24 protein-coding genes and 1 riboswitch are annotated in these 26,141 nt (G+C 39.2%); of the genes, 11 read left to right on the top strand and 13 right to left on the bottom strand.

Going from position 1 to position 26,141, the window contains the following annotated elements:
* Window positions 1–125 precede the first annotated feature (125 nt).
* Window positions 126–752, bottom strand: a complete 627-nt coding sequence (locus AC1M9F_RS12020) for a hypothetical protein (RefSeq protein ID WP_481597874.1) — start codon at window positions 750–752, stop codon at window positions 126–128.
* A 133-nt stretch (window positions 753–885) separates the two neighbouring features.
* Between AC1M9F_RS12020 and baeS the strand changes: the two genes are divergently transcribed.
* On the top strand, window positions 886–2,547 hold the full coding sequence (gene baeS, locus AC1M9F_RS12025) for a sensor histidine kinase efflux regulator BaeS (protein WP_035265564.1): 1,662 nt from the start codon (window positions 886–888) through the stop codon (window positions 2,545–2,547).
* 18 nt (window positions 2,548–2,565) lie between these two features.
* Window positions 2,566–3,252, top strand: coding sequence for a response regulator (locus AC1M9F_RS12030; protein ID WP_092767563.1), 687 nt, complete (start codon window positions 2,566–2,568; stop codon window positions 3,250–3,252).
* Between the two features lie 147 nt (window positions 3,253–3,399).
* Here the strand turns inward: AC1M9F_RS12030 and AC1M9F_RS12035 are convergent, their stop codons facing one another.
* The 7 genes from AC1M9F_RS12035 to AC1M9F_RS12065 form a co-directional block, all read right to left on the bottom strand.
* Complete coding sequence (locus tag AC1M9F_RS12035; RefSeq protein ID WP_481597875.1) at window positions 3,400–4,074, bottom strand: DUF6988 family protein; 675 nt, start codon at window positions 4,072–4,074, stop codon at window positions 3,400–3,402.
* Between the two features lie 122 nt (window positions 4,075–4,196).
* Window positions 4,197–4,565 carry an MmcQ/YjbR family DNA-binding protein gene (locus tag AC1M9F_RS12040; protein WP_481591707.1) on the bottom strand — a complete coding sequence of 123 codons (369 nt, stop codon included), beginning with the start codon at window positions 4,563–4,565 and terminating at the stop codon, window positions 4,197–4,199.
* 69 nt (window positions 4,566–4,634) lie between these two features.
* Window positions 4,635–6,080 carry a protein adenylyltransferase SelO gene (locus AC1M9F_RS12045; protein WP_481597876.1) on the bottom strand — a complete coding sequence of 482 codons (1,446 nt, stop codon included), beginning with the start codon at window positions 6,078–6,080 and terminating at the stop codon, window positions 4,635–4,637.
* A gap of 148 nt (window positions 6,081–6,228) precedes the next feature.
* Entirely contained in the window at window positions 6,229–7,395 is a 1,167-nt protein-coding gene (locus tag AC1M9F_RS12050) for an acyl-CoA desaturase (RefSeq protein ID WP_035265557.1), read from the bottom strand.
* A gap of 230 nt (window positions 7,396–7,625) precedes the next feature.
* The gene (locus AC1M9F_RS12055) at window positions 7,626–8,339 is read right to left on the bottom strand and encodes a glycerophosphodiester phosphodiesterase (protein WP_180028285.1); all 714 of its coding nucleotides are present in this window, start codon (window positions 8,337–8,339) and stop codon (window positions 7,626–7,628) included.
* A gap of 139 nt (window positions 8,340–8,478) precedes the next feature.
* Window positions 8,479–9,063: a cob(I)yrinic acid a,c-diamide adenosyltransferase gene (locus AC1M9F_RS12060; RefSeq protein WP_481591709.1), complete on the bottom strand. Its 585-nt coding sequence runs from the start codon at window positions 9,061–9,063 to the stop codon at window positions 8,479–8,481.
* A 96-nt stretch (window positions 9,064–9,159) separates the two neighbouring features.
* Window positions 9,160–10,998: a TonB-dependent receptor plug domain-containing protein gene (locus AC1M9F_RS12065; RefSeq protein WP_481597877.1), complete on the bottom strand. Its 1,839-nt coding sequence runs from the start codon at window positions 10,996–10,998 to the stop codon at window positions 9,160–9,162.
* Window positions 10,999–11,035: 37 nt separating this feature from the next.
* Window positions 11,036–11,251: riboswitch (cobalamin riboswitch) on the bottom strand.
* A 142-nt stretch (window positions 11,252–11,393) separates the two neighbouring features.
* On the opposite strand from AC1M9F_RS12065, the gene AC1M9F_RS12070 reads away from it, so the two are divergent.
* The 7 genes from AC1M9F_RS12070 to AC1M9F_RS12100 all read left to right on the top strand — a co-directional run bounded on the left by AC1M9F_RS12070 (window position 11,394) and on the right by AC1M9F_RS12100 (window position 18,067).
* Entirely contained in the window at window positions 11,394–12,038 is a 645-nt protein-coding gene (locus AC1M9F_RS12070) for a phosphoribosylanthranilate isomerase (protein WP_035265546.1), read from the top strand.
* Complete coding sequence (gene trpB / locus AC1M9F_RS12075) at window positions 12,019–13,263, top strand: tryptophan synthase subunit beta (RefSeq protein ID WP_481597878.1); 1,245 nt, start codon at window positions 12,019–12,021, stop codon at window positions 13,261–13,263. The genes AC1M9F_RS12070 and trpB overlap by 20 nt, the downstream gene beginning before the upstream one ends.
* A 294-nt stretch (window positions 13,264–13,557) precedes the next feature.
* Entirely contained in the window at window positions 13,558–13,836 is a 279-nt protein-coding gene (locus AC1M9F_RS12080; RefSeq protein WP_481597879.1) for a hypothetical protein, read from the top strand.
* A complete protein-coding gene (locus tag AC1M9F_RS12085) occupies window positions 13,815–14,327 on the top strand; it encodes a DUF1543 domain-containing protein (protein WP_481591713.1) in 513 nt (170 codons plus the stop codon). Before AC1M9F_RS12080 ends, AC1M9F_RS12085 begins: the two co-directional genes overlap by 22 nt.
* 230 nt (window positions 14,328–14,557) lie before the next feature.
* Window positions 14,558–16,201, top strand: a complete 1,644-nt coding sequence (locus AC1M9F_RS12090; RefSeq protein WP_179998965.1) for a nitrite/sulfite reductase — start codon at window positions 14,558–14,560, stop codon at window positions 16,199–16,201.
* Window positions 16,194–16,679, top strand: a complete 486-nt coding sequence (locus AC1M9F_RS12095) for a DUF934 domain-containing protein (protein WP_481587188.1) — start codon at window positions 16,194–16,196, stop codon at window positions 16,677–16,679. Before AC1M9F_RS12090 ends, AC1M9F_RS12095 begins: the two co-directional genes overlap by 8 nt.
* A 401-nt stretch (window positions 16,680–17,080) precedes the next feature.
* Window positions 17,081–18,067: a diaminopimelate dehydrogenase gene (locus AC1M9F_RS12100; RefSeq protein ID WP_481597880.1), complete on the top strand. Its 987-nt coding sequence runs from the start codon at window positions 17,081–17,083 to the stop codon at window positions 18,065–18,067.
* A 110-nt stretch (window positions 18,068–18,177) separates the two neighbouring features.
* Here AC1M9F_RS12100 and AC1M9F_RS12105 read toward each other — a convergent pair whose 3' ends face one another.
* Entirely contained in the window at window positions 18,178–19,353 is a 1,176-nt protein-coding gene (locus tag AC1M9F_RS12105; RefSeq protein ID WP_481597881.1) for a thiolase family protein, read from the bottom strand.
* 101 nt (window positions 19,354–19,454) lie between these two features.
* Window positions 19,455–19,985, bottom strand: a complete 531-nt coding sequence (locus tag AC1M9F_RS12110) for a GspH/FimT family pseudopilin (protein WP_481597882.1) — start codon at window positions 19,983–19,985, stop codon at window positions 19,455–19,457.
* Window positions 19,986–20,357: 372 nt separating this feature from the next.
* Here AC1M9F_RS12110 and omp38 point away from each other — a divergent pair, with 372 nt between their 5' ends.
* Window positions 20,358–21,440 (top strand): outer membrane protein Omp38, encoded by a 1,083-nt coding sequence (gene omp38 / locus AC1M9F_RS12115; protein WP_481597883.1) that lies wholly within the window; start codon window positions 20,358–20,360, stop codon window positions 21,438–21,440.
* Between the two features lie 108 nt (window positions 21,441–21,548).
* On the top strand, window positions 21,549–22,007 hold the full coding sequence (locus AC1M9F_RS12120; RefSeq protein WP_481597884.1) for an OmpA family protein: 459 nt from the start codon (window positions 21,549–21,551) through the stop codon (window positions 22,005–22,007).
* A gap of 53 nt (window positions 22,008–22,060) precedes the next feature.
* On the opposite strand, the gene AC1M9F_RS12125 is transcribed toward AC1M9F_RS12120, so the two are convergent.
* The 3 genes from AC1M9F_RS12125 to AC1M9F_RS12135 form a co-directional block, all read right to left on the bottom strand.
* A complete protein-coding gene (locus AC1M9F_RS12125) occupies window positions 22,061–23,515 on the bottom strand; it encodes an amino acid permease (RefSeq protein ID WP_092767523.1) in 1,455 nt (484 codons plus the stop codon).
* Window positions 23,516–23,525: 10 nt separating this feature from the next.
* The gene (locus tag AC1M9F_RS12130) at window positions 23,526–24,551 is read right to left on the bottom strand and encodes a methyltransferase (protein ID WP_481597885.1); all 1,026 of its coding nucleotides are present in this window, start codon (window positions 24,549–24,551) and stop codon (window positions 23,526–23,528) included.
* Window positions 24,552–24,612: 61 nt separating this feature from the next.
* Window positions 24,613–25,977: a uracil-xanthine permease family protein gene (locus tag AC1M9F_RS12135; RefSeq protein WP_481597886.1), complete on the bottom strand. Its 1,365-nt coding sequence runs from the start codon at window positions 25,975–25,977 to the stop codon at window positions 24,613–24,615.
* Window positions 25,978–26,141 lie beyond the last annotated feature (164 nt).

Genomic DNA, 26,141 nt, shown 5'->3' on the forward strand with positions numbered 1-26,141 from the left:
TTTGCATTTTGACTAACTTGCTGTTGCATCAAACGTTGATCAAATTTTTGAACAAGCTCAGCACGTTTGGCATCTGTGAGCGGTTCACCTTAATATTCAATCACTTAGTAGTGAGTTGAATTGAATTATGCGGATTTTTTTAAGTCTGGTTTAACGAGTGGTTGATTTGGTTTGAAATAAACTTTACATACACCGTTGATAGTCTGTTCACCCACTTTGATTTGAACTTTTTTACCGTCAGTTTGTCCATTGCATGCTTGAAGTTTTGCATTTTGACTAACTTGCTGTTGCATCAAACGTTGATCAAATTTTTGAACAAGCTCAGCACGTTTGGCATCTGTGAGCGGTTCACCTTTTTGTGAACGGTTAGCTTGGGCCGAAGTTGGCTTTTCAGCTTTAAATTGGGCACGTGCTTGCTCATGCATTTTTTTCATATCAGCACGATCCGCTATGAAACGGATATGACAAGTACCATCAATATTTTGTTTATCAGTTTTGATTTGAACAGTTTGACCTACAACTTTGCCGTCGCATGCTTGACGAATTTGCTGCATCATCGCTTTACGGTCAGCACGCGCTTGTTTGAATTGCTCGCGTTGTTCAGGTGTTAAACGTTCTTTATGATGATGTTTTTTATCAAAGTGACCCTTTTTAACTTCTTGAGGTGCTTGAGTTGTTGTTTGACATGCAGTAAGTGCGCCCATACTGATTAAACCAGTGGTCACCAATACAATTTTGTTCATCGCTTTCATTATGTTTATCCCCAAAGTTGTTTGGATTCGGTATAGGTAAAGATTAAATAATAAAGATGAAGAAACAATGGAGAGTTTTTTGAATCAGTGTTAGATACAATACTGAAAAACGAAGAAATAATGTGAGTTCAATTTGAATATACGTCGCGTACCAATCGCACTACGCTTATTTTTTACAGTACTGTTAACGACATTGCTCATTACGACGGTTAGCTTAAGTGTGCTGCATTGGACGATGCAAAAAAACTTCACCAAATATGTAGCTGATGTAGAAATGCAAAAGCTTGATCATCTGATCGATAATTTAGCGGGCGTATTCTCTGTTTATCAGGATTGGGGAAATGCCGTTCAAGCTCAGATTTTACAAATTGAAGGTGAAGCTGCACCCGATGATTATGATCGACTATCACGTTGGTGGTTACGTCGCCAATATGATATTGCATTGCAACAGCGTTATTTCAAAGAGCATACATTAATTAGCGAAATTGAGTCACAAAGAACGCAAACTATTAGCCCTGAAGAGCTGAAAGTCTTAGAAGAAAATTTACCTTCTGCATTTCAGCCATTTGAAGGATTGCGTTTCCCATTAAGTTCAAATCAGAATCAGACAAGAACGACGAACAGTTCTGATAAATCACATGAAAATAAGCTTTCTAGTTTGAGAACTTCTGAATACCAGCAGGGCAAGAAACTATTTATATCTATGTCTGATCACTTGGGTTTAAGTTCTAGACTTTCCTTATATGATGCAAAACAACAGTTTATCTTGGGGGAACCATCAGAGAATATGGTGTCGTATCGACCGATCACAGTTGATGGCAATATTGTGGGGTATCTCGGGCTAAGACCTGTTTTAGATCAAGATGATGCTTTAAGTATTAATTTCTTTAGCAATCAAAAGCGTTATTTATTTTTAATATATATTCTGACATTTATTTCGAGTTTGGTTGCTGCCTTATTATTAGCAACTTATTTTAGAAAGCCAATTCAACGCTTATTAAATGCAACACGAGAATTAACCAAAGGAAATTTTCAGCATCAGGTGAAAGTAAATCGTAACGATGAGCTTGGCGATCTTTCGACTGAAATTAATCAGTTAGCTGTGATTCTAGATCAGCATGAAAACTCTAGAAAGCAGTGGGTTGCAGACACTTCGCATGAGTTAAAAACGCCGCTGGCTGTTTTGCAAGCACAAATTGAAGCAATGCAAGATGGAATACGTAAACCAACGCCTGAACATTTTGCTTCAATGTTGGCACAAGTTTCGAGTCTGAAAAAATTAACACAAGATTTGGCTGCGTTAGCACAAGCTGAAGCACAACAACTCAATTTTGATTTCAATGAAATTGACCCTTGGAGTGTCGTGTTAAATGAGATTGAAAATTTCAAACCTAAATTTGAACAAGCCGATCTCACGATTAGCGCAGAGGGGCATGGAACGAAATTACAATTAGATGTAGATCGTTTTAAACAAATTATGGTCAACTTACTCGGTAATACTATTCGCTATACGGAAGCCGGTGGAAGAATTCATGTGCATACGATCGAAAACGATAAGACTTGGTCGGTGATTGTTGACGATAGCCCATTAGGTCTTACTGATGAGCAATTGGCTCATTTAGGTGAGCGTTTCTATCGAGCGGATGATTCTAGAACACGTAGTACTGGCGGAACTGGATTAGGTCTAGCATTATCGTGCAAAATTGCACAAGGCATGAAGGGCTCCTTGAAGTTTGACCACTCACCATTGGGTGGATTGCGCTGCATCCTCACATTTCCAAAGAAATCGTTTTAAATTGAAGAAGGGTGACATATGAAACATGTGATGCTGGTTGAAGATGAAGTAGAACTTGCTCAATTGGTGCGAGATTATCTTGAAGCAGCTGGCTTTGAAGTCAGTATGTTTCACGATGGTCAAGAGGCTTATGATAGCTTTTTACAACGTAAACCAAGTCTAATGGTTTTAGATTTGATGGTACCTCGTATGGATGGTCTCACGATCACCCGTAAAGTCCGTGAGCAGTCTGATTTGCCTATTATCATGGTGACAGCACGAACGGAAGAGATTGATCGTGTACTTGGTTTGAATATGGGGGCGGATGATTATGTTTGTAAACCATTTAGCCCTAAAGAGTTAGTTGCTCGTGTTCAAGCAGTGTTGCGACGTTTAGATCGTAAAGCAGAACCTGAAGAAAATAATTTATTCCGTATGGACAAAGGTCAACAACGAATTTGGTATCAAAACAAATCTTTAAATTTGACACCTACAGAATTTCGACTTCTTGAATTATTTTTAGAACACGTAGGTCAGGTGTACTCTCGTGCGCAATTATTGGATCATATCAACCCAGACAGTTTTGAAGTGGCAGATCGTGTGATTGATAGCCATATCAAAAACTTGCGCCGTAAAATCTCGGATGCCGCGGAAACAGGTAATCGCCATGAATGGGTTCAAGCTGTTTATGGGGTGGGATATCGTTTCGAATATCCTGAAGATTGATTCTTTGTGATAAAAAAAGCGAATCTAGAAGTTCGCTTTTTTTTGGTGCGTTGGTTTTGGTTAGGGTCTCTACAATTGGCCATTTCATATGCAACTTTCATGTAACTTTGTTAGGATATGAGCTTATTAGAGGTGGCTATCGTATTTTTATTTAAAGTAAGCTTCGACTCTAGCTTTTACTATAGGATCAACATCATCAACCATATAAAAGCAATATCTATATTTTTCGATCAAAACACTAATATATTTTTGTTTATCAGGAACTGTGTGCTTTAACATTATCTGTGCAGCTACGGTTATTAAGTTATTTGATTGGCGCATCAAGGTGATCAGCATCTCATCTTCATATCCCATAACATCTCTAGTAAATGACTGTTTTCCAGTATGTACTATGGAGTTAAGTTGCTTCAAATGATATTTTTTGAAATCACAAAGGGTCTGAATTATTGGCTGAGCAGGTAAGTTTGCAGCACCAAGCTTATCAAGCATTTCAGAAATCATTGGACATGTGTCGAATTCAAATTGCTCTTCAAATGTGTAACTAAATTGCAATTTTGATATTTGATGATTACTTGCAAGAAATAATAACCAATATGCTCTGACTACAGCTTCAAATTGTGATCTAAGTAGAATCATAGCTTGTGTTGGTAGATTTGAAGATAATAAACCACTTACTCCAAGCCCATGCTCAAATGAGATGTAAATACATTGTTTAACTAAGTCCAAACGCGGCCCACAATCGATAATGTCACTATTAATAATTTCTTGTTTTAGCTCTAAGATCATCTGAGTTGATAATCCAAAAAGTTGTTCTATATCCATAATGAATATCGTACTCATAGAGTTGTAATGATATAACCCAGATATAGAATAAGTTTTTCGTATTACTACTATTTATTAATTTAGCGTAATTATTGTTATAGAAAAGCAATTTTTAACTTTATTCAAATGACTCTGAGTAAAGCGATATGCTTTTGTTCGGCTTTTTTAAGGTTCGATACCACAAGATTATAGGAGTTGGAGATCAAATCTTTGATAAGCTCTTCATCCAATTCAGATTCATCATAGATTGAAACCCAGTGTCGTTTATTCATGTGCCATCCAGATCGAATATAAGGATAAATATCTTTTAACATATGTCCACGATCTGGTTCGACTTTTAAATTAATCGCAGCTTTGCCTTGTAAATGAAATGCGAGCAAAAAGACTTTATCCATAATTTTATAAACATCACATCCCTCACCAAACGGTTGACTGACAGTGACTTCAGGAAGTTTTAAAGCTTGTGATGCTGCCAATTGATGTAAATGCATAGTAAAAACGAATGGGTATTGTGGATAATGATTAAATTATCCACAGAATGAGAGAGGTTTGTGAATAACTTATGATGAACAACTGACTTGAATTTCAGGGACGTCGCTAGCTAAAGGGCCTAAGTCTTCTGGTTGTTCAAGATGTTCTTGTTTGGTGTATGGTGTTTGAAGAAGTTTGAACAAGCGATCAACTTCAGAGAAATCATCACGTTCAGCAAGTTCAATTGCTTTCTGTGCCATATGGTTTCGTAGAACGTAGTGTGGATTGGCTGTTAACATCGCTTGATCGAGATCGTCAGTGTCTTGATTTTCCCGTATTGAGAGATATTGGTGAAGAAACCGCTCAAATGCGATACGATCAAGGCAATCATCTTTGATTTGTTCATACGCTTTATTCTGTAAACGAATAAAACTTTGGGTGTAATCAAGTTGTTCTGTTTGTAAAATATGTAGAAAAGCCATACCACAATCAAAGCTATCTTTATGAAAACTTGGTAATCCCATTTTTTGACTTAAACCAAGTTTATAGTGTTCCAGGAACGTTGGTTCATAGTGCTCTAAACAGTAAGACAAGTCTTGTTTCCATTGCTCTCGATCATAATTTTCTGGACAAAGATGAATGAGACTATTTAACCAAGTCCATAAATTCCAGTGCCCGATACTCGGTTGGTTCTGATACGTATAGCGTCCTTGGTAATCAGAATGATTGTTGATCCAATTAGGACGGAAACTCTCCATAAAACCATAAGGTCCGAAATCTAAAGTTGAGCCGGTAATATTCAGGTTGTCAGTATTCATGACCCCGTGCGCAAAACCAATCAGTTGCCACTTGGCGATCATGATCGCAGTACGTTGAATGACTTGAGTTGCAAAAGAAAGAACAGGTTGTTCTGTCTCCAAACATTCAGGGTAGTGCCATTCAATGCACTTTTGTGTAAATTCTTGCAGTAGATCTGGCTGAAATTGATTAATCCACTCAAAGTGACCTAAGCGAATATGTGTATCACACGTACGCAACATCATCGCGCCACGTTCAAGTTTTTCTCGTTGTACACCTTGATCTGATGATACAAAACCAATCGCATTACTGGATTGAACACCTAGGGCATTGAGGGCGTGTCCAGCCAAATATTCACGAATAACGGAACGTAACACTGCACGACCATCGCCTCTCCGAGAATAGGGGGTAGAGCCAGCACCTTTAAGATGTAAATCGACCGTGTTGTTATTTTGATCCAGGATTTGAGCAATGAGTAAACCGCGACCGTCACCAAGCTGTCCAGCCCATTGTCCAAATTGGTGACCCGCGTATACCATCGCCAAAGGTTCAAACTCAGCAAAAGTTTTTTGCCCGCTACAGATTTCTACCCAGTTCATCTTATCTTCTTGAGTCCACAGTAACTCATCTGCAAGTGCTTCATTAAAATGACCAGGTTTAGCCCCTTTTAGCGGAAGAGGTTGTTGATGATGATACAGTCGAGCGGGTAGTGTGTTATAGCGAGAATTGAACTGCATATAATTTTTCAAAATGTGATGAACAACTTTGACTATAGCAAAATTCGATACATAAAACTGTGACTGCTACATTGGAAATGGTATCGAAAAAATAAAAAAAGCCCCGATCAACGGAGCTTTGGAGTAACTGAAGAGTCTCTTGAATGAGTTATTCAGATACTGGTGATTTCTTTAAATTACGAACCAATAAGTTCAATGTCTCTCTATGATGAGATAAACGTTGTTCAACCAATTGGAATTCAACTTTCAGTTTACTATCCATTAGGTGAATTTTTTCAGCAACAGCTGCTTTTTTGGCATTAATTTCTTGCTCTTTAAGCTTCGCCCAATCATTTAAAGTTTGCGTAAATGCTTCATATTCTTGAGCAATTTTTGTTTTAACTGTCACGATATCATCATTCACGTTATGGCCGTAAACAGCGAGATCTTGTTGGGCATATTTAAACTTCATTGCAAGCTCAGCTTTTTTAATATTAAAACTTGGAATACGTCGTAAGTTTTTTGCGAGCCCTAGTTTTGAACACGTCCAGATCAACCATTTAGTTGGGTCGTACTGCCACCATTTTACGCCATTGCGATAGTCGTATTGGAAGATATGATGGTAGTTATGATAACCCTCACCCCAAGTCGCAATAGCAAGAACAAAGTTGTCACGTGCAGTATTTTCATCTGTGTACGGACGTTTGCCCCACATATGGCATAGCGAGTTGATAAAGAAAGTCACATGATGGCTTAAAATTAAGCGCATTAAACCACCCAACAATAATACTCCCCAGACATCACCAACTGCCCATCCAATAGGAAGAAGAATAGCGGCATGAACGACAATCACGAGAGGGATGTAATATTTATCTTGGAACATGACAATTTTGTCAGCCAATAAATCAGGGGCGTTTTTGTAATTTGCTTCAGCTGCTGGATAGTTGCGTAGCATCCAACCGATGTGCGCGTACCAGAAGCCATTGTTAATTGAGTAGGGATCTTTTTCTACATCATCAACATGACGATGATGGGTACGGTGACCTGAGGCCCAATACAAAATGCTGTTTTGTACAGCAAAGGTTCCCATAATCATTAAAATGATTTTGAGTGGTACAGTCGCTTCATAAGCACGATGTGCCCATAAGCGGTGATAACCTGCGGTAATGCCAAGACTGCTCAGACCCAACAGCGCAAACATACTGATCCACGCAGCAAGCGAGAAATCATGATGATAAGCATAAAGTGGAATCGCAATAACGGCGACAATAGGTAAAAACACCAATGCAAATACTGCAATCCAGTTGATTGGGGCTTTGGGTAGGGGAGCATTCATCTCCAACAGCACTCCTAGAACCTTTAATAGGTTAAAACTAAATCCACTCACAAATTTGTGAGGTTAGACTCGTTAATACTAACATGGGCGAACATGTGTTCACTAGCATTATTGTACAGTTGTATTGTTTAAACCGTAACAGAATACATCATTGTATAAATTCGACTTTGGACGAATTCCAAAAAATAAATTAGAAAAAATAATCAAATAAGTTTTTGAATTTGAAAGTATTATAGGTGAGACATCATTAACTTGGGATAATCAGTAATTAAGCCTTGAACTCCTAAATCCTTAAGCTGTTTAGCACGATCTATATGATTGACTGTCCAAATACTAATATTTAAATTTGCGGAAAGTGTGGAGGCAATGATCTCATTTGTAGCAAGTTCGTTCATCCAACCAATTTGACAACATTCAAATTTCAAAGCTTGATCAATGGCTGCATGCTTTATATCGGTTTCAACCAGTAATCCACGCTTAAACCTTGATTTTTGCTGTTGAAGGGCTTGATGAATTTTAGGATCGAAACTGGTGATAATGGCGGAATCTTCAAAGCCTATTAATTGTTGATCTAAGGCTTCGACAATCTTTTCTGCGGCCTTCATCGATTCAACAGCTTTGACCTCAACTTCAATATGATTAAAATTATGAATAATTTTGAGGGTTTGGTCGAGTAGCGGTGTAGCTTCGACTTTATTCCATTCAGACCACGTTACGGCATGATTATACTGCGCTAAATCTTGCTCATCACATTCGTATAAATGTTTAGCTTGGCCTGTAGTACGAATAAAGTCATCATCATGCATCACGATCAGCGCATTATCTTTGAGTTGACGAACGTCAAATTCTACAGCGCGGATACCAATATCTTGAATATATTGAAATCCACCGAGGGTGTTTTCAGGTGCTTCCCCACGCGCACCACGATGACCAATTATTTTCATAAAACACCCTGAAATTTCAGGGTGATTTTAGTGCTAAATCATGAATGAAATATGACGATTTTAAATCAAAATTTTGATCAAAAAAGCATTTTAAGTGGATGGGGCAATCAACATGAAGACCTTTTTTACACTTTTAAGGTCAGGGCTCAATTGTCTCATTGATATTCTTTTGCCAAAGCACTTCTGAGCCACCTTCAGCACGTTGTAAGGTACGAGATGCGACGAATAACCAATCAGATAAGCGGTTCAAAAGTTGTAATGATGTGGCTTGGATATTTTGATCACGTTGATGAACAGACATCACGCTACGTTCAGCTCTACGGCAGACAGCACGTGCTTGATGAGCAAAACTGCAGACTAATGTACCAGCTGGCAAAATAAAGTCTTTTAGCATGGGTAATGCTTCGTTCATACGATCAATATCATTTTCTAAAAATTCAATACATACTGGTTGAACCAAGTTAAATCCAGGAATGCAGACTTCGCCGCCTAAATCAAATAACCAATGTTGAATCAGACTGAGTGATTTATCCCATTGAGCTTTGTCTTCAATGCTACTTAAAGCAATGTACGAACGTAATACACCAATGGTCGCATTGAGTTCATCGACATCACCTAACGCATCGATACGTAAATCATCTTTAGGTACACGTGAACCATCGCCTAGTCCGGTAGTGCCCGTATCTCCCGTGCGGGTATAAATTTTACTTAAACGGTGACCCATGAGGTTTCCTTTAAATTTTTTTAAGTGCTAGATATGAAAAGAATCATGCCATAGGCATGACATGATTCTCAAAAGTATTTATGAGTCAAAGAATGCTTAGTATCTGAATGTCACACCAGCAGAAGCTAAACGTCCACCATTGACATAATATTGCTCACCAGCACTGTGAACAGTTTTATAGTTCACATCACCAACGTTTTCAATATTGGTAAACAGTTTTACATGCGGGTTAAGGTTCCAGAATGCATTTAAGTCTACTCGAGCATATCCTGGAATATCTTGGCTAAAATCCTTTGCTTTTGATTTGGCAACGAGCGAAGCACTTAAACCATAATTTGCATTTTGTAAACCTGCTGAAACAGTAACTGATTGACGAGGACGACGTAATAACTCAGTATTTTTTTCAGTATCTTCAGTTTTGATATATGTATAGCCTGCATTGATAAAGTACTGATCATTTGTCCACTGTGCTGTCAATTCACCGCCTGTCATTTGTGCTTTATCAACGTTTTGGTTTTGGTAAGTTGGGAACGTATTCACCCAATCGCCATCACAAGTACTGACGCAGATTGAATTAATTAGATTATCAACTTTGGTATAGAAAGCAGAAGCACCCAATGAAATATTAAGTGGGAGTTTTTGATCAATACCAATTTCATAAGAAATGCTTTCTTCTGGCTTAAGTTGTTCATTACCACCATAGGCATATAGATCATTTAATGTAGGTGCTTTAAATGCAGTGCCAATATTGGTGTAAATACTTGTTGTAGGAAGCAATTGGTATCTGAGTGCACCCTGCATGACTGTGTGTGAACCAAACTTTTCATTGTCTTCTAAGCGGATGCCAGCTTGCGTACTCAAGCCATCGGCTTGATATTGATGCTGAATATAGTAACCTGTTGAATTAATATCTTCGTTTAATGTATCGGTTTTAGCTTCAGTATTACGTTGGGTCACACCAACTAGAATATTTTGGGCTGGTACAAAATTCCATTTGCTATAAAGCTCAGCCTCTTGAGTCGTACTGTGTACAAAACTATTAGAAGTTACTTGCTCCAAATCATCTTTAAATTGGGATAAACGTGCATGAACTTCAAGCTGATCAGTTGGGTTAATGCGTCCCTTTGCATTTATGATTTCATTTTCAAAATCTTGACTTGAGAATGTACCCCAGTTGTTGTATTCCCCATTTCCTGAGTTCTGACTGAAATCTAAAGATGCAGCATAACGTTTTTGATCTATACCAAACTTGGCACTATAACCTTTTTGATCAAAGCTATAGTTACGTTTATCATTCATATTAAATACTGGCGTACCGTCAGTTTCTAATATTTGACCTCGAACTTGTGCATAGATGCCATTTTCAGCTAAATCTGCGCCAACAATCGATTTATAGGTGTTATTTTCACCAATTTCACCTGTAATAAAAGCTGTAGTTTTTTCTGGTGTGCGCGTGACAAATTGAACCACCCCTCCAATTGCATCAGTTCCATAAAGTACAGATGCTGGACCTTTTAGAACTTCAATTTGTTTAAGATCGGTGGTGTCTAAAAATGGAATCGAGGCAGCACCAGTTGTCGCTGTATTTAAGCGGACGCCGTCACGTAGCACTAGAGTTTGATTTGAATTCGTGCCTCGTAAAAAAATTGAAGTTTGTTGACCGTAACCGCCAGATTGAACCACGTTAATGCTAGGATCTGTTTTAAGTAGGTCTGGCAGAGCTTTAATTGGTGACTGTTCGAGAATCTGTGGCTGGATAATTGAAATACGTGCAGGTACGTTTTCAAGCTTTTCTTCTGAGCGAGTAGCTGTGATTACAATAGTTTCTAAAGTTGCATTAGAAGTTGTTTGTTCTTGAGCAAAAACTGATGTAGTAAAACCCATCGCAATAGCGATTGCACCAACCAAAGCTGTTGGTTGACATTGAATAGACATAACGTGCTCCATACATTCACTTCCCCGTGAATGATTGAGTGGAAGAACACAACAAGCAGGTATCCGGACTCAAATGTAGTAACTGGATTACTTACATTTCCACCTTCCCACATATGACATGCAGTGGTGTAGATCTCTAAAAATCAGAAATCTATTGAGAAATGCTTTTCATTTTTTACCGTTGCGGGGGCAGTGTTGGATTTTCACCAACTTCCCTAAAGCGATTGCTTTGACTTGTTGCAATTTGAGCGCAGTATAAAGAGCGCTTCTCATTTAAACAATCTTCACACCGAATATTCTGAGTGAACTTTACGCAAGATGAAAAAATTGCTTTACAATGAAGCGCCCAAAAATGATAGATCGGCTATGATGAGGGTGGATTAGAGCTAGAATAGATGCGAACTCGTGCAAAAATATGCGGAATTACCCGATTAGAAGATGTCCAAGCTGTTGTGCAAGCTGGTGCGGATGCCATAGGATTTGTGTTTTTTCCACCAAGTCCAAGACACGTAGATGTTGAGCAAGCATCACTGTTGGTTCAAGCGATTCCTGCTTATGTGCAATCAGTTGGATTATTTGTTAATAGTTCAGCCGAAGAGATCCAAAACATACTTAAAAAAGTCCCTTTAGATATTTTGCAGTTTCATGGCGATGAAAGTCCAGAACAGTGCAAACAAATTGCTCAAGCAGTGGGTCGCCGCTGGTATAAAGCAATTCAAGTAAAACCAGAACTAGATATCGTTGAAGAAATCAATAAATATCAAAAGTTTGGTGCGAGTGCTGTGTTGTTGGATGCATGGCATCCAGATTTAAAGGGCGGAACAGGCCACAGCTTTGATTGGACAACATTTCCAAAATTAAATATTCCATTGATCTTGGCAGGAGGACTAAACCCTGACAATATCGAGCAAGCAATTCTTACAACACAAGCATATGCTGTGGATGTGAGCGGCGGTGTAGAGTCCGCAAAAGGTATAAAAGACCAACAACTCGTAGAACGCTTTATGCAAGGAGTCCATCGTGGATCAGCAAACCGTTAATCAACAAGATCAAGTGATTGACTATACCCAATACCCTGATGCAAAAGGGCATTTCGGTATCCATGGCGGACGTTTTGTGTCAGAAACTCTAATGGCTGCACTAGAAGATCTAGAGCAACTGTATTTCCGAATGAAAAATGACGAACAGTTTTTGGCAGAATTCGACCGTGACCTCGCTTTTTATGTAGGTCGTCCAAGTCCGCTTTATTATGCTGAGCGATGGTCAAAGGAGTTGGGTGGTGCACAAATCTATCTAAAACGAGAAGACTTGAACCATACTGGCTCCCATAAAGTAAATAACACGATTGGTCAGGCTTTGCTGGCAAAGTTATCAGGCAAAAAACGTATTATTGCTGAGACTGGTGCAGGTCAACATGGTGTGGCAACAGCGACCATCGCAGCGCGTTTAGGGCTTGAATGTGTTGTATACATGGGTGCAGATGATGTGAAACGCCAAGCGATGAATGTATATCGTATGCGTTTATTGGGCGCGACTGTTGTTCCTGTCGAAAGTGGTTCTAAAACATTAAAAGATGCCATGAACGAAGCCATGCGTGATTGGGTAACAAATGTCGATTCTACTTATTACGTGATTGGTACAGTTGCAGGTCCACATCCATATCCTCAATTGGTACGTGATTTCCAATCGATCATTGGTCGTGAAGCTCGCCGTCAAATTCAAGAGCAAGCAGGTCGTCTACCAGATGCACTGGTTGCTTGTGTCGGCGGTGGTTCAAATGCGATGGGCTTGTTCTATCCATTCCTGAATGATCAAGAGGTGAAAATGTACGGTGTCGAAGCTGCTGGTTACGGTATTGAAACTGGTAAACACTCTGCTCCATTAAATGCTGGTCATGTTGGTGTGCTGCATGGTAACCGCACTTATCTTATGTCGGATGCACAAGGTCAGATTATTGAAACACACTCAATTTCAGCAGGTTTGGATTATCCTGGTGTAGGCCCAGAGCATAGCTTCTTAAAAGATATGAAGCGTGTTGAGTATGTTCCAATTAATGACAATGAAGCATTACAAGGCTTCCGCGACTTAACTAAGATTGAAGGTATTATTCCTGCACTTGAAAGTTCGCATGCGATGGCATATGTGACTAAGTTGGCTCCAACGATGTCTAAAGATCAAATTATTATTGCGACGGTTTCAGGTCGTGGTGATAAAGACTTAATGACAGTTGCATGCATTGATGGCGTGGAAATGGTAGAAATGTAATTCACCCTTTAAGCCTCTCCCTTTGGAATGAGAAGCACTGCTTCGTAAGGGGAGAGGTGCTATTTAGAAAATCGCATTTAAGCCATTGGATGCGATTTTTTTATGCGCTCTAGAAAAGCTAAAATATTTTCCTAAAATTTGATTTTTGGATCGGTGACATGGATGTCGTCTGTATTTCTGTGATACAGGGAAGTATCATCAGAAATACAAAATGATTTTGTTACTTTTACCGAAAAAAAGTAAGGCAGTTTGGAGTGTGAATCTATTTGAGATTCAGATTTGAAGAGCTATTTCATGGACTTACTTTTACGTTACTTTGGAAAAGCCCAAGTAACCGAAGGCTTTCTGTTGAGCAGATATTACATTCTTGTAATATCTGCTCAACGGGGACATCCATGTCGCCACCACGTATCCAATATCGTTGAATTGGTCAGCTTAATCTTTAAACCCTGTATAAAAATCAGTAACACAGCCAATCCATTCTTTTCAGTAGTGGCAAATCCAAATTCAGGTATGATTAATGGTCTTGTCAAAGCCAAAGGAAATCAACCATGCCAAGCCTATTTCTTGTAATGCTCGGTGGTCGTCATGCACGTGCCAATACTGAAGTGCATGATGTGGTTTTGGCTGTTGGGGATTCACTAGAAGAAGTCTATCCTCAACTCAAAAATGCTTGGTTTGGTGAGCAGAAAGGCTTACATATTGATGCTTGGGCGAAGGTAAATGGAGTGGAATATAATGAGCAGCAATTCCAAATCCATTTTACAGATGCAGCTCCTAATGAAAACGAAATGAAACTCTGGTTGATTAATTTAGGTGGGTACCACGTTAATGAGTTCGGAGAGTTACATCGTTATGTATTAGTACCAGCTTTAAATACTGCATCGGCTAAAGAGCGTGGAAAATCATTCTTTGGAAAAGATTGGCAAAAACAGCATACAGATCGGGTTTTGGACGTTGATGATTGTATTGCCATTGATCATGTGCATGGTCGTTATGTGCAATTGATTGAGGGTCAATTTAAAGAAGGGTACTGGGAAAATACATACATCACGATCGGATAATTTTTCATAAAGAACAAATTTACTATTTATATGAATTTATGTGCTAAGAAAATCCAAATAAAATCTTTATGTGGAATAAGTGCTAGAATCCAGAGTTTGTCTATATATCAGTGATTTGAGTGATTACATATCAATAAAACCGCTATTAAATATGTAAAAAACGCATTTTATTGATAGATGAATAAAAGCTATGCTGTGCTTCGTTAAAATTAAACTACTAGCTGTACGCCATGTATTTATATACTGATTTCGATCAGCAACTGATCAATGAACGTGTTGCACAATTCCGTGATCAAACGGAACGTTATTTAGCTGGAAAGCTTACTGAAGATGAATATCGTCCATTACGTTTACAAAATGGATTATATGTTCAGCGTTATGCGCCGATGCTTCGCGTCGCTGTACCTTATGGTTTGATGAACTCTAAACAGCTTCGTAAAATTGCTGAACTCGCTAAAGCGTATGACCGTGGTTATGCACACGTTTCTACTCGTCAAAATTTTCAATTTAACTGGCCAGCATTAGAAAATGTGCCAGACATGTTGCAAGAGTTGGCATCAGTTCAAATGCATGCGATTCAAACATCTGGTAACTGTATTCGTAATACAACAACAGACCAATATGCAGGTGTCGTTGCTGGTGAAATTGAAGATCCAAGACCGACATGCGAATTGATTCGTCAGTGGTCAACTTTCCATCCAGAATTTGCATTCTTGCCACGTAAGTTCAAGATCGCAGTTTCTGCACTTGCTGAAATCGACCGCGCTGCAACAGCATTTCATGATATCGGAGTGTATATCGTTCGCAATGAGGCGGGTGAAATGGGCTATAAAATCATGGTTGGCGGTGGTTTAGGTCGTACACCGATCATTGGTGCTGTGATCAAAGAGTGGTTGCCACGTGAAGACCTTATTGCTTACTTAGAAGCAGTACTTCGTGTGTATAACTTACACGGTCGTCGTGATAACAAATATAAAGCTCGTATCAAAATCTTGGTAAAAGCTTTAACACCTGAAGTTTTTGCTGAAAAAGTTGAAGCTGAATTTGCACATACAATTAAAACTTTAAAAGTTGATGCAGATACTCTGGCGAAAATGGACCAGAACTTTACACCATTTGCGTACCAAGATTATGCAGATGAAGATTTCTCAGAACTGTTTGCTGCACATCCGAAATTCAAACAGTGGTTTAACATCAATACCAATGCACACAAAGTGAAAGGTTACCGCATCGTAACAATTTCATTGAAACGTGCAGGCGTTGCACCAGGTGACGTGACCACTGAAGAAATGAACTTGATTGCTGATCTTGCAGATAAGTACACTTTTGGTGAATTGCGTACCACGCATGAGCAAAATATTGCCCTTGTTGATGTACCGCAAAAAGATTTATTTGAGCTTTGGACGATTCTTGAAAAGAATAACTTGGCTCGCGCGCACATTGGTTTCTTAACCGATATTATCTGCTGTCCAGGTGGTGATTTCTGTTCATTGGCAAATGCTAAATCCATTCCGATTTCTGAAGCGATTTCACGCCGTTTTGATGATCTAGATACAATTTACAACTTAGGTAAATTGGACTTGAACATTTCAGGTTGTATGAATGCCTGTGGTCATCACCATGTGGGTAATATTGGTATTTTAGGTGTCGATAAGAAAGGCGCAGAATTCTACCAAATTACATTGGGTGGTAATGCAGACCATGATGCATCGATTGGTGACATCTTAGGACCATCATTTGCTGCTGAAAAAGTACCAGATGTGGTGGAAGAAATTTTGAACACTTATCTTGATTTACGTCAAGAAGGTGAAGAGTTCATTGATACTTACCGTCGTGTAGGAATTCAACCATTTAAGGAGCGTGCATATGCTTAATACCGCACTACAAGTGCTCTCTAAGGATGGCACGATTGCAGACAATACTTATCAACTGATTGGTGAAGATGGCGTATTGCCACAAGGTGATGTGGTTTTAACGGTGGAGCAGTTAGACCAGCTTGCCAATGTTTCAGGTAAAAAAGCACTTTACCTAACCGTAGATGCCTCACCTGAAAACAATGAATTCCCACTTGATCAGCTTGATGCAATTTTTATTGAGTTTGCAGGTTTTAATGATGGTCGTGGGTATTCATTTGCCGCATTGTTACGTCGCCAAGGCTTCCAAGGCGAACTTCGTGCAACAGGTGATGTATTCAAAGACGTGTTGAACTACATGAAGCGTGCTGGTTTCGATACTTTCGTGATTAAAGAAGGTAAAGACATTGCAGAAGCAGCGGCAGGTTTAAACGACTTTACTCAACCTTATCAAGCGTCGACTGCTGTACCAAAACCAAATTATCAAACGGGTGCTTAATTTTATTAAGTGATAAAAAAGCTGAACTTAGGTTCAGCTTTTTTTATTTAATGGAAACAAGATTTAGGTATTCATAGTTCAGCCTAAGCGCTATTCAAAATGACACATAGAAGGTCAAAGTTTAATCATATGTCTATTTAGAGCAGAATTTTTTAATTCATTCAGAAATATATAGCGACAAAGCCTTTAGTGCAGCGGTTTTTTATATGATTCAATTGATCGATTAACACTGATTTAAATGATAAATTTGCTCCAAAAAAGTGCAGTTTATTGTAGTATGTTAGTATTCATTTGATCATTTTTGGTGCGGGTTTTTCTCCATTCAATCAGACTGTTTTGCGGTATATGTTTAGTACTCAGTCTAGTGATCTTGCCATCATTTAAATAGTGAAGCAGTTGTTATGCAAAATTTGATTCGTATTGGTATTGTCGGTTATGGCAACCTCGGTCGTGGCGTTGAAACGTCAATTCAAAAGAACCCAGATTTAGAGCTTGTGGGAATTTTTACACGCCGTGCACCTGAATCAGTGTCTCCTTGCTTTAGTGACACGAAAGTTTTTCATATGGATGACTTAAATGACCTTCAAGACAAAATTGATGTGTTGATCTTATGTGGTGGATCTAAAGATGATCTTCCAAAACAAACACCAGAATTGGCAAGTAAATTCAACACAGTAGATAGTTTTGATACGCATGCACGTATTCCTGAGTTTTTTGAAGCAGTGAATGAGCCTGCACTTGCTAACAAAAAAACGGCAATGATTTCGATTGGATGGGATCCAGGCATGTTCTCAATTAATCGTTTATTTGGTGAGGCATTATTACCAGATGGTGAAACCTATACTTTCTGGGGTAAGGGTTTGAGTCAAGGTCACTCAGATGCGATTCGCCGTGTGGCGGGTGTTAAAGCAGGTGTTCAATATACTATTCCATCACAAGATGCGATTGATAAAGTTCGTAGTGGTTCACGTCCTGTATTAACCACTAAAGAAAAACATACTCGTGAATGTTATGTTGTGCTTGAAAATGGTGCTGACGCTGAAGCCGTAAAGCAAGCGATTGTGACCATGCCAGACTATTTTGCAGATTACAACACGACTGTGAACTTCATTGATGAAGAAACGCTTCGTAACGAGCATAATCGTATGCCCCACGGCGGATTTGTCATTCGCAGTGGTCATAGTAGTGCAGAGCAGACTCAAGTAATGGAGTTTTCGTTGAAATTAGATAGCAATCCTGAGTTTACTGCAAGTGTACTTGTGGCTTATGCACGTGCATGCTACCGCATGAATCAAATGGGTCAATATGGCGCGAAAACTGCATTTGACGTTGCACCAGGCTTATTGTCAATGAAATCTCCAGAGCAACTTCGTAAAGAAATTCTTTAAGTCTAATAATTCAAAGTTATGCTTTGAATTGAGATTATAAAAAAGCCTCTAGCTAAGTAGAGGCTTTTTGATTTCCCCTCCTTTAGTCAAGGAGGGGTTAGGGGGGAGATTTAGATTAACTCAATCGCTACTGCAGTTGCTTCGCCACCACCGATACAAAGCGCAGCAATACCACGTTTACCACCTGTGCGTTTAAGTGCATGGATTAACGTTAAAATAATCCGTGAACCTGTAGATCCTACTGGATGTCCTAAAGCACATGCTCCGCCGTTGATATTTACTTTTTCAGGGTCGAGTTTGAACTCATCAATAGGACACATCGTGACCATTGCAAAAGCTTCGTTGATTTCCCAAAGGTCGACTTCTGCGACATTCCAACCTGTTTTATCGAGAACCTTTTGGATTGCACCGACTGGTGCAATCGTAAATTCAGACGGATGTTGTGAATTAGAAGCATATGCCACAATTTTGGCTAAAGGATTTAAACCCTTTGCATGTGCTTGCTCAGATGAGCTGATAACCAAGGCTGAAGCACCATCAGAGATCGAGCTGGCATTGGCAGCAGTGATCGTACCATCTTTAGCAAAAGCAGGACGTAGAGTTGGGATTTTATCGATGTTTGCGTTAAAAGGTTGCTCATCTTTATCTACAATGACATCTCCTTTACGAGTTGAAACAGTCACAGGAACGATTTCATCATTGAAGTAACCTTCAGTAATCGCAGTTTGAGCGCGTCTTAATGAACGTATTGCAAAGTCATCCATTTGCTCACGGGTATAGCCTTTAGTGTTGGCCATATCTTGAGCAAATGAGCCCATCAAACGACCAGTTTCAGCATCTTCTAAACCATCGAAGAACATATGATCTTTGATTTCACCATGACCCATGCGGTAACCACCACGTGCTTTAGGTAAGACGTAAGGAGCGTTGGTCATAGACTCCATACCACCTGCAACCACAAAATTTGCTGAACCAGCTTTAATCATATCAGCTGCTTGCATCACAGCTTTCATGCCTGACCCACATAATTTATTGATTGTCACTGCACCTGTCGAGTCAGGTAGTCCAGCTTTGCGCATGGCTTGGCGAGCAGGGCCTTGTTTTAAACCTGCAGGCAAAACGCAACCCATAATGACTTCTTCAATGTCTGCTGGCTGCAAACCCGAGCGTGAGATAGCCTCTTTAATGGTCACTGCACCCAGTTCTGGTGCAGTCACACTTGATAAACTTCCCTGAAAGCCGCCCATTGCTGTACGTGCACCATTAAGGATGACGATATCAGTCATTATTCTCTCCAGTTTATTTAGCTTTGTTTTACAGCTTGAGTATATGTAATATCAGGCCAATTAATATTGGCTATAGTGTGTAAAATGTGACTGATAAGTTGTCATTCACATGTCTTAGTTTCTTCAAGACGAGTCTGTCCCATCATTGAAAGTCTAACGATTAGATTTGATTTATTTGAATGTGCACAGTATTTAAAATGTCCCATTGATCCACGTGGTAAACCAGAGTCTGGTTGGAAGGTGATCGTATTCTTGCTGGTAACACCACCTTTCCAACTGAAATCACCATATTGGTAATCTGTCGAAGTTGCTTGAATAAGCTTTTCGTGAGGATCGAATTGTTGATTGTGATTCTGATCTAGAAAGATGATAAACCCTTTATGCCATTGACTGTTCGTACACGATTTTAACTCTTGAGAAGCACAGATCATCACAGGGCTTCGGTAAATTACAGCATTGGCTTTAGCTTGGCTGATGGCCTGCCGTACCGTGCTAAGAATTTGCGCCCTTTCTTGATTTTCACGAAATTCATGATAATGAGGGAGTGCTAACATCACAAGAATACTAATAATGACGATCGTGAAAATGAGTTCTAAAAGGGTAAAAGCAAGAGATTTACAATAGGAATACATTTTAAAGCTTCTAGTATTTGTTAATTATTTGAATTTATAGATAATCTTGGTGAAGTTATATTATAAGCTGAAGTGCTAAAAAATGATTACTATCACCTTTGAATGCTGTTAATATACCAAAAATGAAAAGATAAGTTATTCATGCAGATAAATTGAGTAAAAAATTACCGAATTACAACGGAAATTGTAAGTAATTTTGTCAATAATTTACTTGATTAAAGTAATCAAACACTTGGAATTCACTTTAAGTGTTTGTATGATTCAACATGAGTAGCTTAAAAAAAATACTGGGGTATAAAAAAGCCTATCTCAGGAAGCCATAATTATTTTAGGCTGAGCTTGAAAAACAATTGTTATCTCTGGAGGATATCCATGAAATTGAGTCGTATCGCACTTGCTATGCTTGTTGCTGCTCCATTCGCTGCTGCTAATGCTGGTGTAACTGTTACTCCACTATTAGTGGGTTACACATTCCAAGACACTAAACACAATAATGGTTCTGATCACCTTACTGGTCAAGGTACTGGATCTAATGCGGTAAGTGGTCCTGAACTTCAGGACGATTTATTTGTAGGTGCTGCACTTGGTATTGAACTTACTCCTTGGTTAGGTTTTGAAGCTGAATATAACCAAGTAAAAGGTGATATCGAAGGCGCAATTACTGGTAACACTCTTCAGAATGCTGAATATAAGCAAACTCAAATCAATGGTAACTTTTACGCTACTTCTGATTTGATTACAAAAAACTATGACAGCAAGATCAAGCCATATGTACTTTTGGGTGCTGGTCATTACAAGTATGAATATGAAGGCATGAGTGGTCTTAAAGACGACGAAGGTACTTTAGGTAATGCGGGTGTAGGTGCTTTCTGGCGCTTAAATGATGCTCTATCTCTTCGTACAGAAGCTCGTGCAACTTATAACATCGACGAAGATTTCTGGAACTACACAGCACTTGCTGGTCTTAACGTAGTTTTAGGCGGTCACTTGAAGCCTGCTGCTGAAGTAGTAGAAGTTGCTCCAGTTCAACCAGCTCCAGCTCCAGTTCAACCAGCTCCACAAGAGTTGACTGAAGATCTTAACATGGAACTTCGCGTATTCTTCGATACGAACAAGTCTAACATCAAAGATCAGTACAAGCCTGAAATTGCTAAAGTAGCTGAAAAATTAAACGAATATCCAAATGCAACTGCTCGTATTGAAGGTCACACTGATAATACTGGTCCACGTGCGTTGAACGAACGTTTATCTTTAGCTCGTGCTAACTCTGTGAAATCTGCTCTTGTAAGCGAATACAACATTGACGCTTCTCGTTTAGCGACTCAAGGTTTCGCTTGGGATCAACCAATTGCTGACAACGCAACTAAAGAAGGTCGTGCAATGAACCGTCGTGTATTCGCTACGATTTCTGGTAGCCGTACAGTAGTTGCTCAACCTCAAGCAGCAGCTCAATAATCTTTACTAGATTGTAAAAAACAGCTCTTAGGAGCTGTTTTTTTTACCCCTTTTTTATAAATGTGATATATTTCACAAAATATAATCAACAACACAATGAGAATAAAGATGAAATATAGCTTGATAGCAAGCTTATGCATTGCTTTAACTTTGGCAGCTTGTACAACGACAAAGACGCAATCAACTAATGGTGTACAAGACTTGGATCAAAAGATACTAATTGAATTAAAACAAGGTCTACCGCTGTATTTTAATCACAATTCCCGTCAAATAGATGTCCGATATGAACCTTATTTAACAGCAGCTTCAAAAATTCTGGCGCAGAATAAAAGTTTTATACTTCAAGTAGATGGGCATACAGATAATCGAGGGTCTATAGCAGCGAATCAAAAAGTATCACTTGAGCGAGCAAATGCTGTCCGTAATGAATTGGTGATGCAATATAATGTTGATCCTAAACAAATTTCGACTCAAGGTTATGGCCCAAATCAGCCAATCGCTGATAACACGACAGAAGAGGGTCGAGCATTGAATCGTCGAGTGAATTTGACCTTAAAAATACAATAAGATCAGAATCTAATAATAAAAAACAGCTCAATTTGAGCTGTTTTTTTATTTTATTAGTCTTGATCGACTTGAATTGGTTTTACATCCATATCTTGATATTGAATCAACTTGGTTTTGTACTTGAACTTATAAACTAGCCATATTGCTAAGAATAAGAAGATCCCAATATATGTGGAGACTACTGCGATCCACTCCCCATCAAGTACGGCTTGATAATTTTGACCTAACACAACGATTGCACACAAAATAAAAGCGAACCACGGTGCAAAAGGGAAAAATTTTGCACGATATGCTAAATCTTCTAACTTATATCCTTGAGCCAAATAGCCTTTCCTGAATCGGTAATGAGAGATTGCGATACCGAGCCATACGATAAAGCCACACATACCAGACATATTCAGAAGCCAATTAAATACTTCCTCTTCACCAATAAATGTCGTCAAGAAGCATAGTGCTGCGATTGCTGTCGTAGCATAAAGTGCATTCATTGGTACACCGCGACCATCAAGTTTGGAGAACACTTTGGGTGCACTTCCATTTTTTGCCATATCAAACAGCATTCGTGTGGAAGAGTACATTCCTGAATTTCCGGCAGAAAGGATAGCCGTAAGAATGACTGCATTCATGACACTTGCAGCGAAAGCAAAGCCTGCTTGTTCATAGAGTAAAGTAAAAGGTGATAATGCAATATTCTCATCTGAAGCAGCTTGCATTAGACGAGGATCATCATACGCAATCAATGTACCGATAATAAAAATACAAACGATATAGAATAAGAGAATACGCCAGAAGATCTGTTTAATCGCAATAGGAATGGTTTTCTTCGGATCTTTCGACTCACCAGCGGCAACACCAACCATTTCAGTACCTTGAAATGAGAATCCTGCGATCATCGCGACACCAATTAATGCTGACAAACCACCTACAAATGGCGCTTCACCCTTTGACCAATTTGCGAAAGTTGCAACATTGGGTGTCATCATGATTTTGGCAATCATGAAAATACCAATGATGATAAATGCAATGATGGCAAGAACTTTAATGAGTGAGAAAAAGAACTCAGACTCACCAAAACCTTTGACTGTTAAGGCGTTAATACCAAAAACGATAGCAAGGAAAATGGCACTCCAATAGAAACCTGGGATATCAGGAAACCAAAATTTCATGATGAATTGAACTGCAACAAGTTCAAATGCGACGGTTATCGCCCAGTTGTACCAATAGTTCCAGCCTAGTGCGAATCCAAATCCACCTTCGACATATTTGGTGCCATAGGTGAAGAAAGCACCTGATGTTGGATTATGTGTTGCGAGTTCGCCTAAGCTGGTCATGAGGAAGTAAATCATTACGCCAATTAAACAATAGGCAAGTAATGCACCACCAGGGCCAGCATTGGCAATTGTTGCACCCGAAGCTAGGAATAGTCCTGTACCGATAGAACCACCAATGGCGATCATATTAAGATGGCGTGCTCCAAGCTTTCGCTTAAGTTGACCGGTTTCGCTCATCGAAAGTTCCTTATGATTTCTTTTGAGTACTTGCAAACAGTACTTTAAAGCCTTGTTGATCAGTCAAAGTTTCACATTGACCAAAATTTTGCTCAATGAGAGTTGGGTAGTTTAAAAAACGATTTGCCACGATCCAAAGTTCACCACCAGATTTTAGATGGCGACGTGATGTCTTACAAAGATTCTCACTCGCATTGTAATCAGTGTATATACCCTGGTGGAAAGGAGGGTTACTGACGATGGCATGTAAAAATAGTGGCGCATCTTCAATGCCAGTCACAGCTTTGATTTCGAGCTGTTCTGGTGACAAATTATTTTTTTCAAATGTTAGGCGGGTGGAGGCGAGCGCAAAAGCATCCACATCAAGCGCAAAAATACGATTTTTGGGATTCAATTTGGCTAAATATGCACTGATAATGCCAGCACCACAACCGAAGTCAGCGATTTTACCTGAACTCACTCGATTGAGGTAGGGGAGAAATACAGCTGTACCAATATCAAGTTTATTTTGACTAAATACACCAGGTAAAGCATAAATCTGTAATTCGCCATTCGGTGTTTGAATTGTATATTGTTGAGCCCAATTCTCTAAAGCTCGAGGCGTAGGAGTCTGATCGATAATTAATTGCCACATTTGACAATGACGAGCGCTGTCTAGTTTGACACATTTGCCAAATGGAGCGAGTTGTTTTGCTGCTCGTTCAACGCCACCTTTCTTTTCACCCACAAGAAAAATTGATCCACCAAGACCGAGTTTTAATACCACACTGTGTAGTAAGTAATTCAAAAGCTCTTTGGCTTTAGGCACAAAAACAATAACTTGATCATATTCTGCTTCAGGGATATCCGTCCCAAAATGAACAGGAGTATTTTGATTTTGGAAAAATAGAAAGTCGTTATAATTCCATGTCCATACTGAAGCCTGAATATTTTTATCGAGCTGAGTGCTTAAGTCATCAGTTGGTGCATTGACTAATAATATTCGACCTTTCAGAAAGTTATGTTGACGAATAACAACTTCACTTTGAGGAACCATATATTTCTCCACAGAATAAAAGAGCCCAGACAATGCTGGGCAGTCTTTGATTCAATCTAAATTATTTCTTTGCTTCAGGTAGAACGAAGTTCAAGATCAAGGCTGCAATGCCGCCAGTTGCTACACCAGAGCTAAATATATTACGAATGAGTTCAGGCATATGTTCAAGAATCTGTGGAACTTGAGCAACACCTAAACCAAGAGCAAGTGAAATTGCAATAATAAGCAATGCACGGCGGTCAAGCTGAATACCAGAAAGGATATTAATCCCTGATGCTGCAACAGCCCCAAACATCACCATGACAGCGCCCCCCAGTACAGCTTGAGGAACAGCTTGGATGATGGCAGCCACTGCTGGTAGTAAACCCAAAATAACTAATAGAGCAGCGATCCATATACCCACGTGGCGACTAGCGACACCAGTTAATTGGATTACTCCGTTGTTTTGAGCAAAAACAGAACTCGGGAAAGTATTAAATAAACCAGCGAGTAAGGAGTTTGCACCGTTGACGAGTACACCACCTTTAATGCGCTCCATCCATTTCGGACCATCAACAGGCTGATTAGATAACTTAGAAGTCGCGGTGATATCACCAATCGCTTCTAATGAAGTAACCAGATAAATAAATGCCATTGGTATAAATAAACTCCAAGAGAAGTCTAAGCCAAAGTGCATTGGTGTAGGGATTTGAACCAAAGGTGCATTTTCTAAGCCAGAAAAATCTAAATGGCCCATGAAGCCTGCTAGCGCATAACCTACAATCAGTGCAATTAATATCGCACTACTCTTAACCCATGTAACATTTAAGCGGTTTAAGAGAATGATTAATGCCAAAACTGTACAAGACATAATGAGATTGTCTGTATTGGCAAAAGTGTTATTCCCCATCGCTTGGTAACCACCACCCATTGAGATTAAACCTTCTTTAATCAAGGTTAAGCCAATGAGAAGTACGACAATACCAGTCACAAGTGGAGTAATGAGTTTTTTCACCCATGGTAATATGCGTGAAACTCCCATTTCAATGAATGAGCCTGCAATCACGACACCAAAAATTGAACCCATAACAGTTTCAACTGGAGTTCCCGCGGCAACCATTGCTGAGCCAATCCCAATAATAGGACCGATAAAGTTAAAACTTGTACCTTGAACAATCAGTAAGCCTGCACCGAAAGGACCAACCTTTTTACTTTGTAAGAATGTCGCAATACCTGAAATCACCAATGACATGGAGAGGATCATGTTTGTATCTTCTTTAGAAACACCTAAAGCCAAACAGATCAATAGACCAGGAGTAACAATCGGAACAATAATGGCAAGTAAATGCTGAATGGCAGCGAGAAAAGCGATGAACGGTTTTGGTTTATCGTCTAAACCATAAACAAGATCGAGTTTCGGTTCTTGAGATTGGTCGGGAGTAGACATGGTCTATACCATCTAGATTAAGCGAAAGTGCCGACATTCTAATCGAGTTACATGCGTTTACAAAACCGAAACATAACCATTCGTCAAAAAAAAATGAAATTGTAAAGAAACAGTCACTATAAAAGTTTAGGATTTTTCTGTATAATTTGCCCTCAAATTTAAAG

This window comes from Acinetobacter sp. ANC_7504, assembly GCF_056779995.1.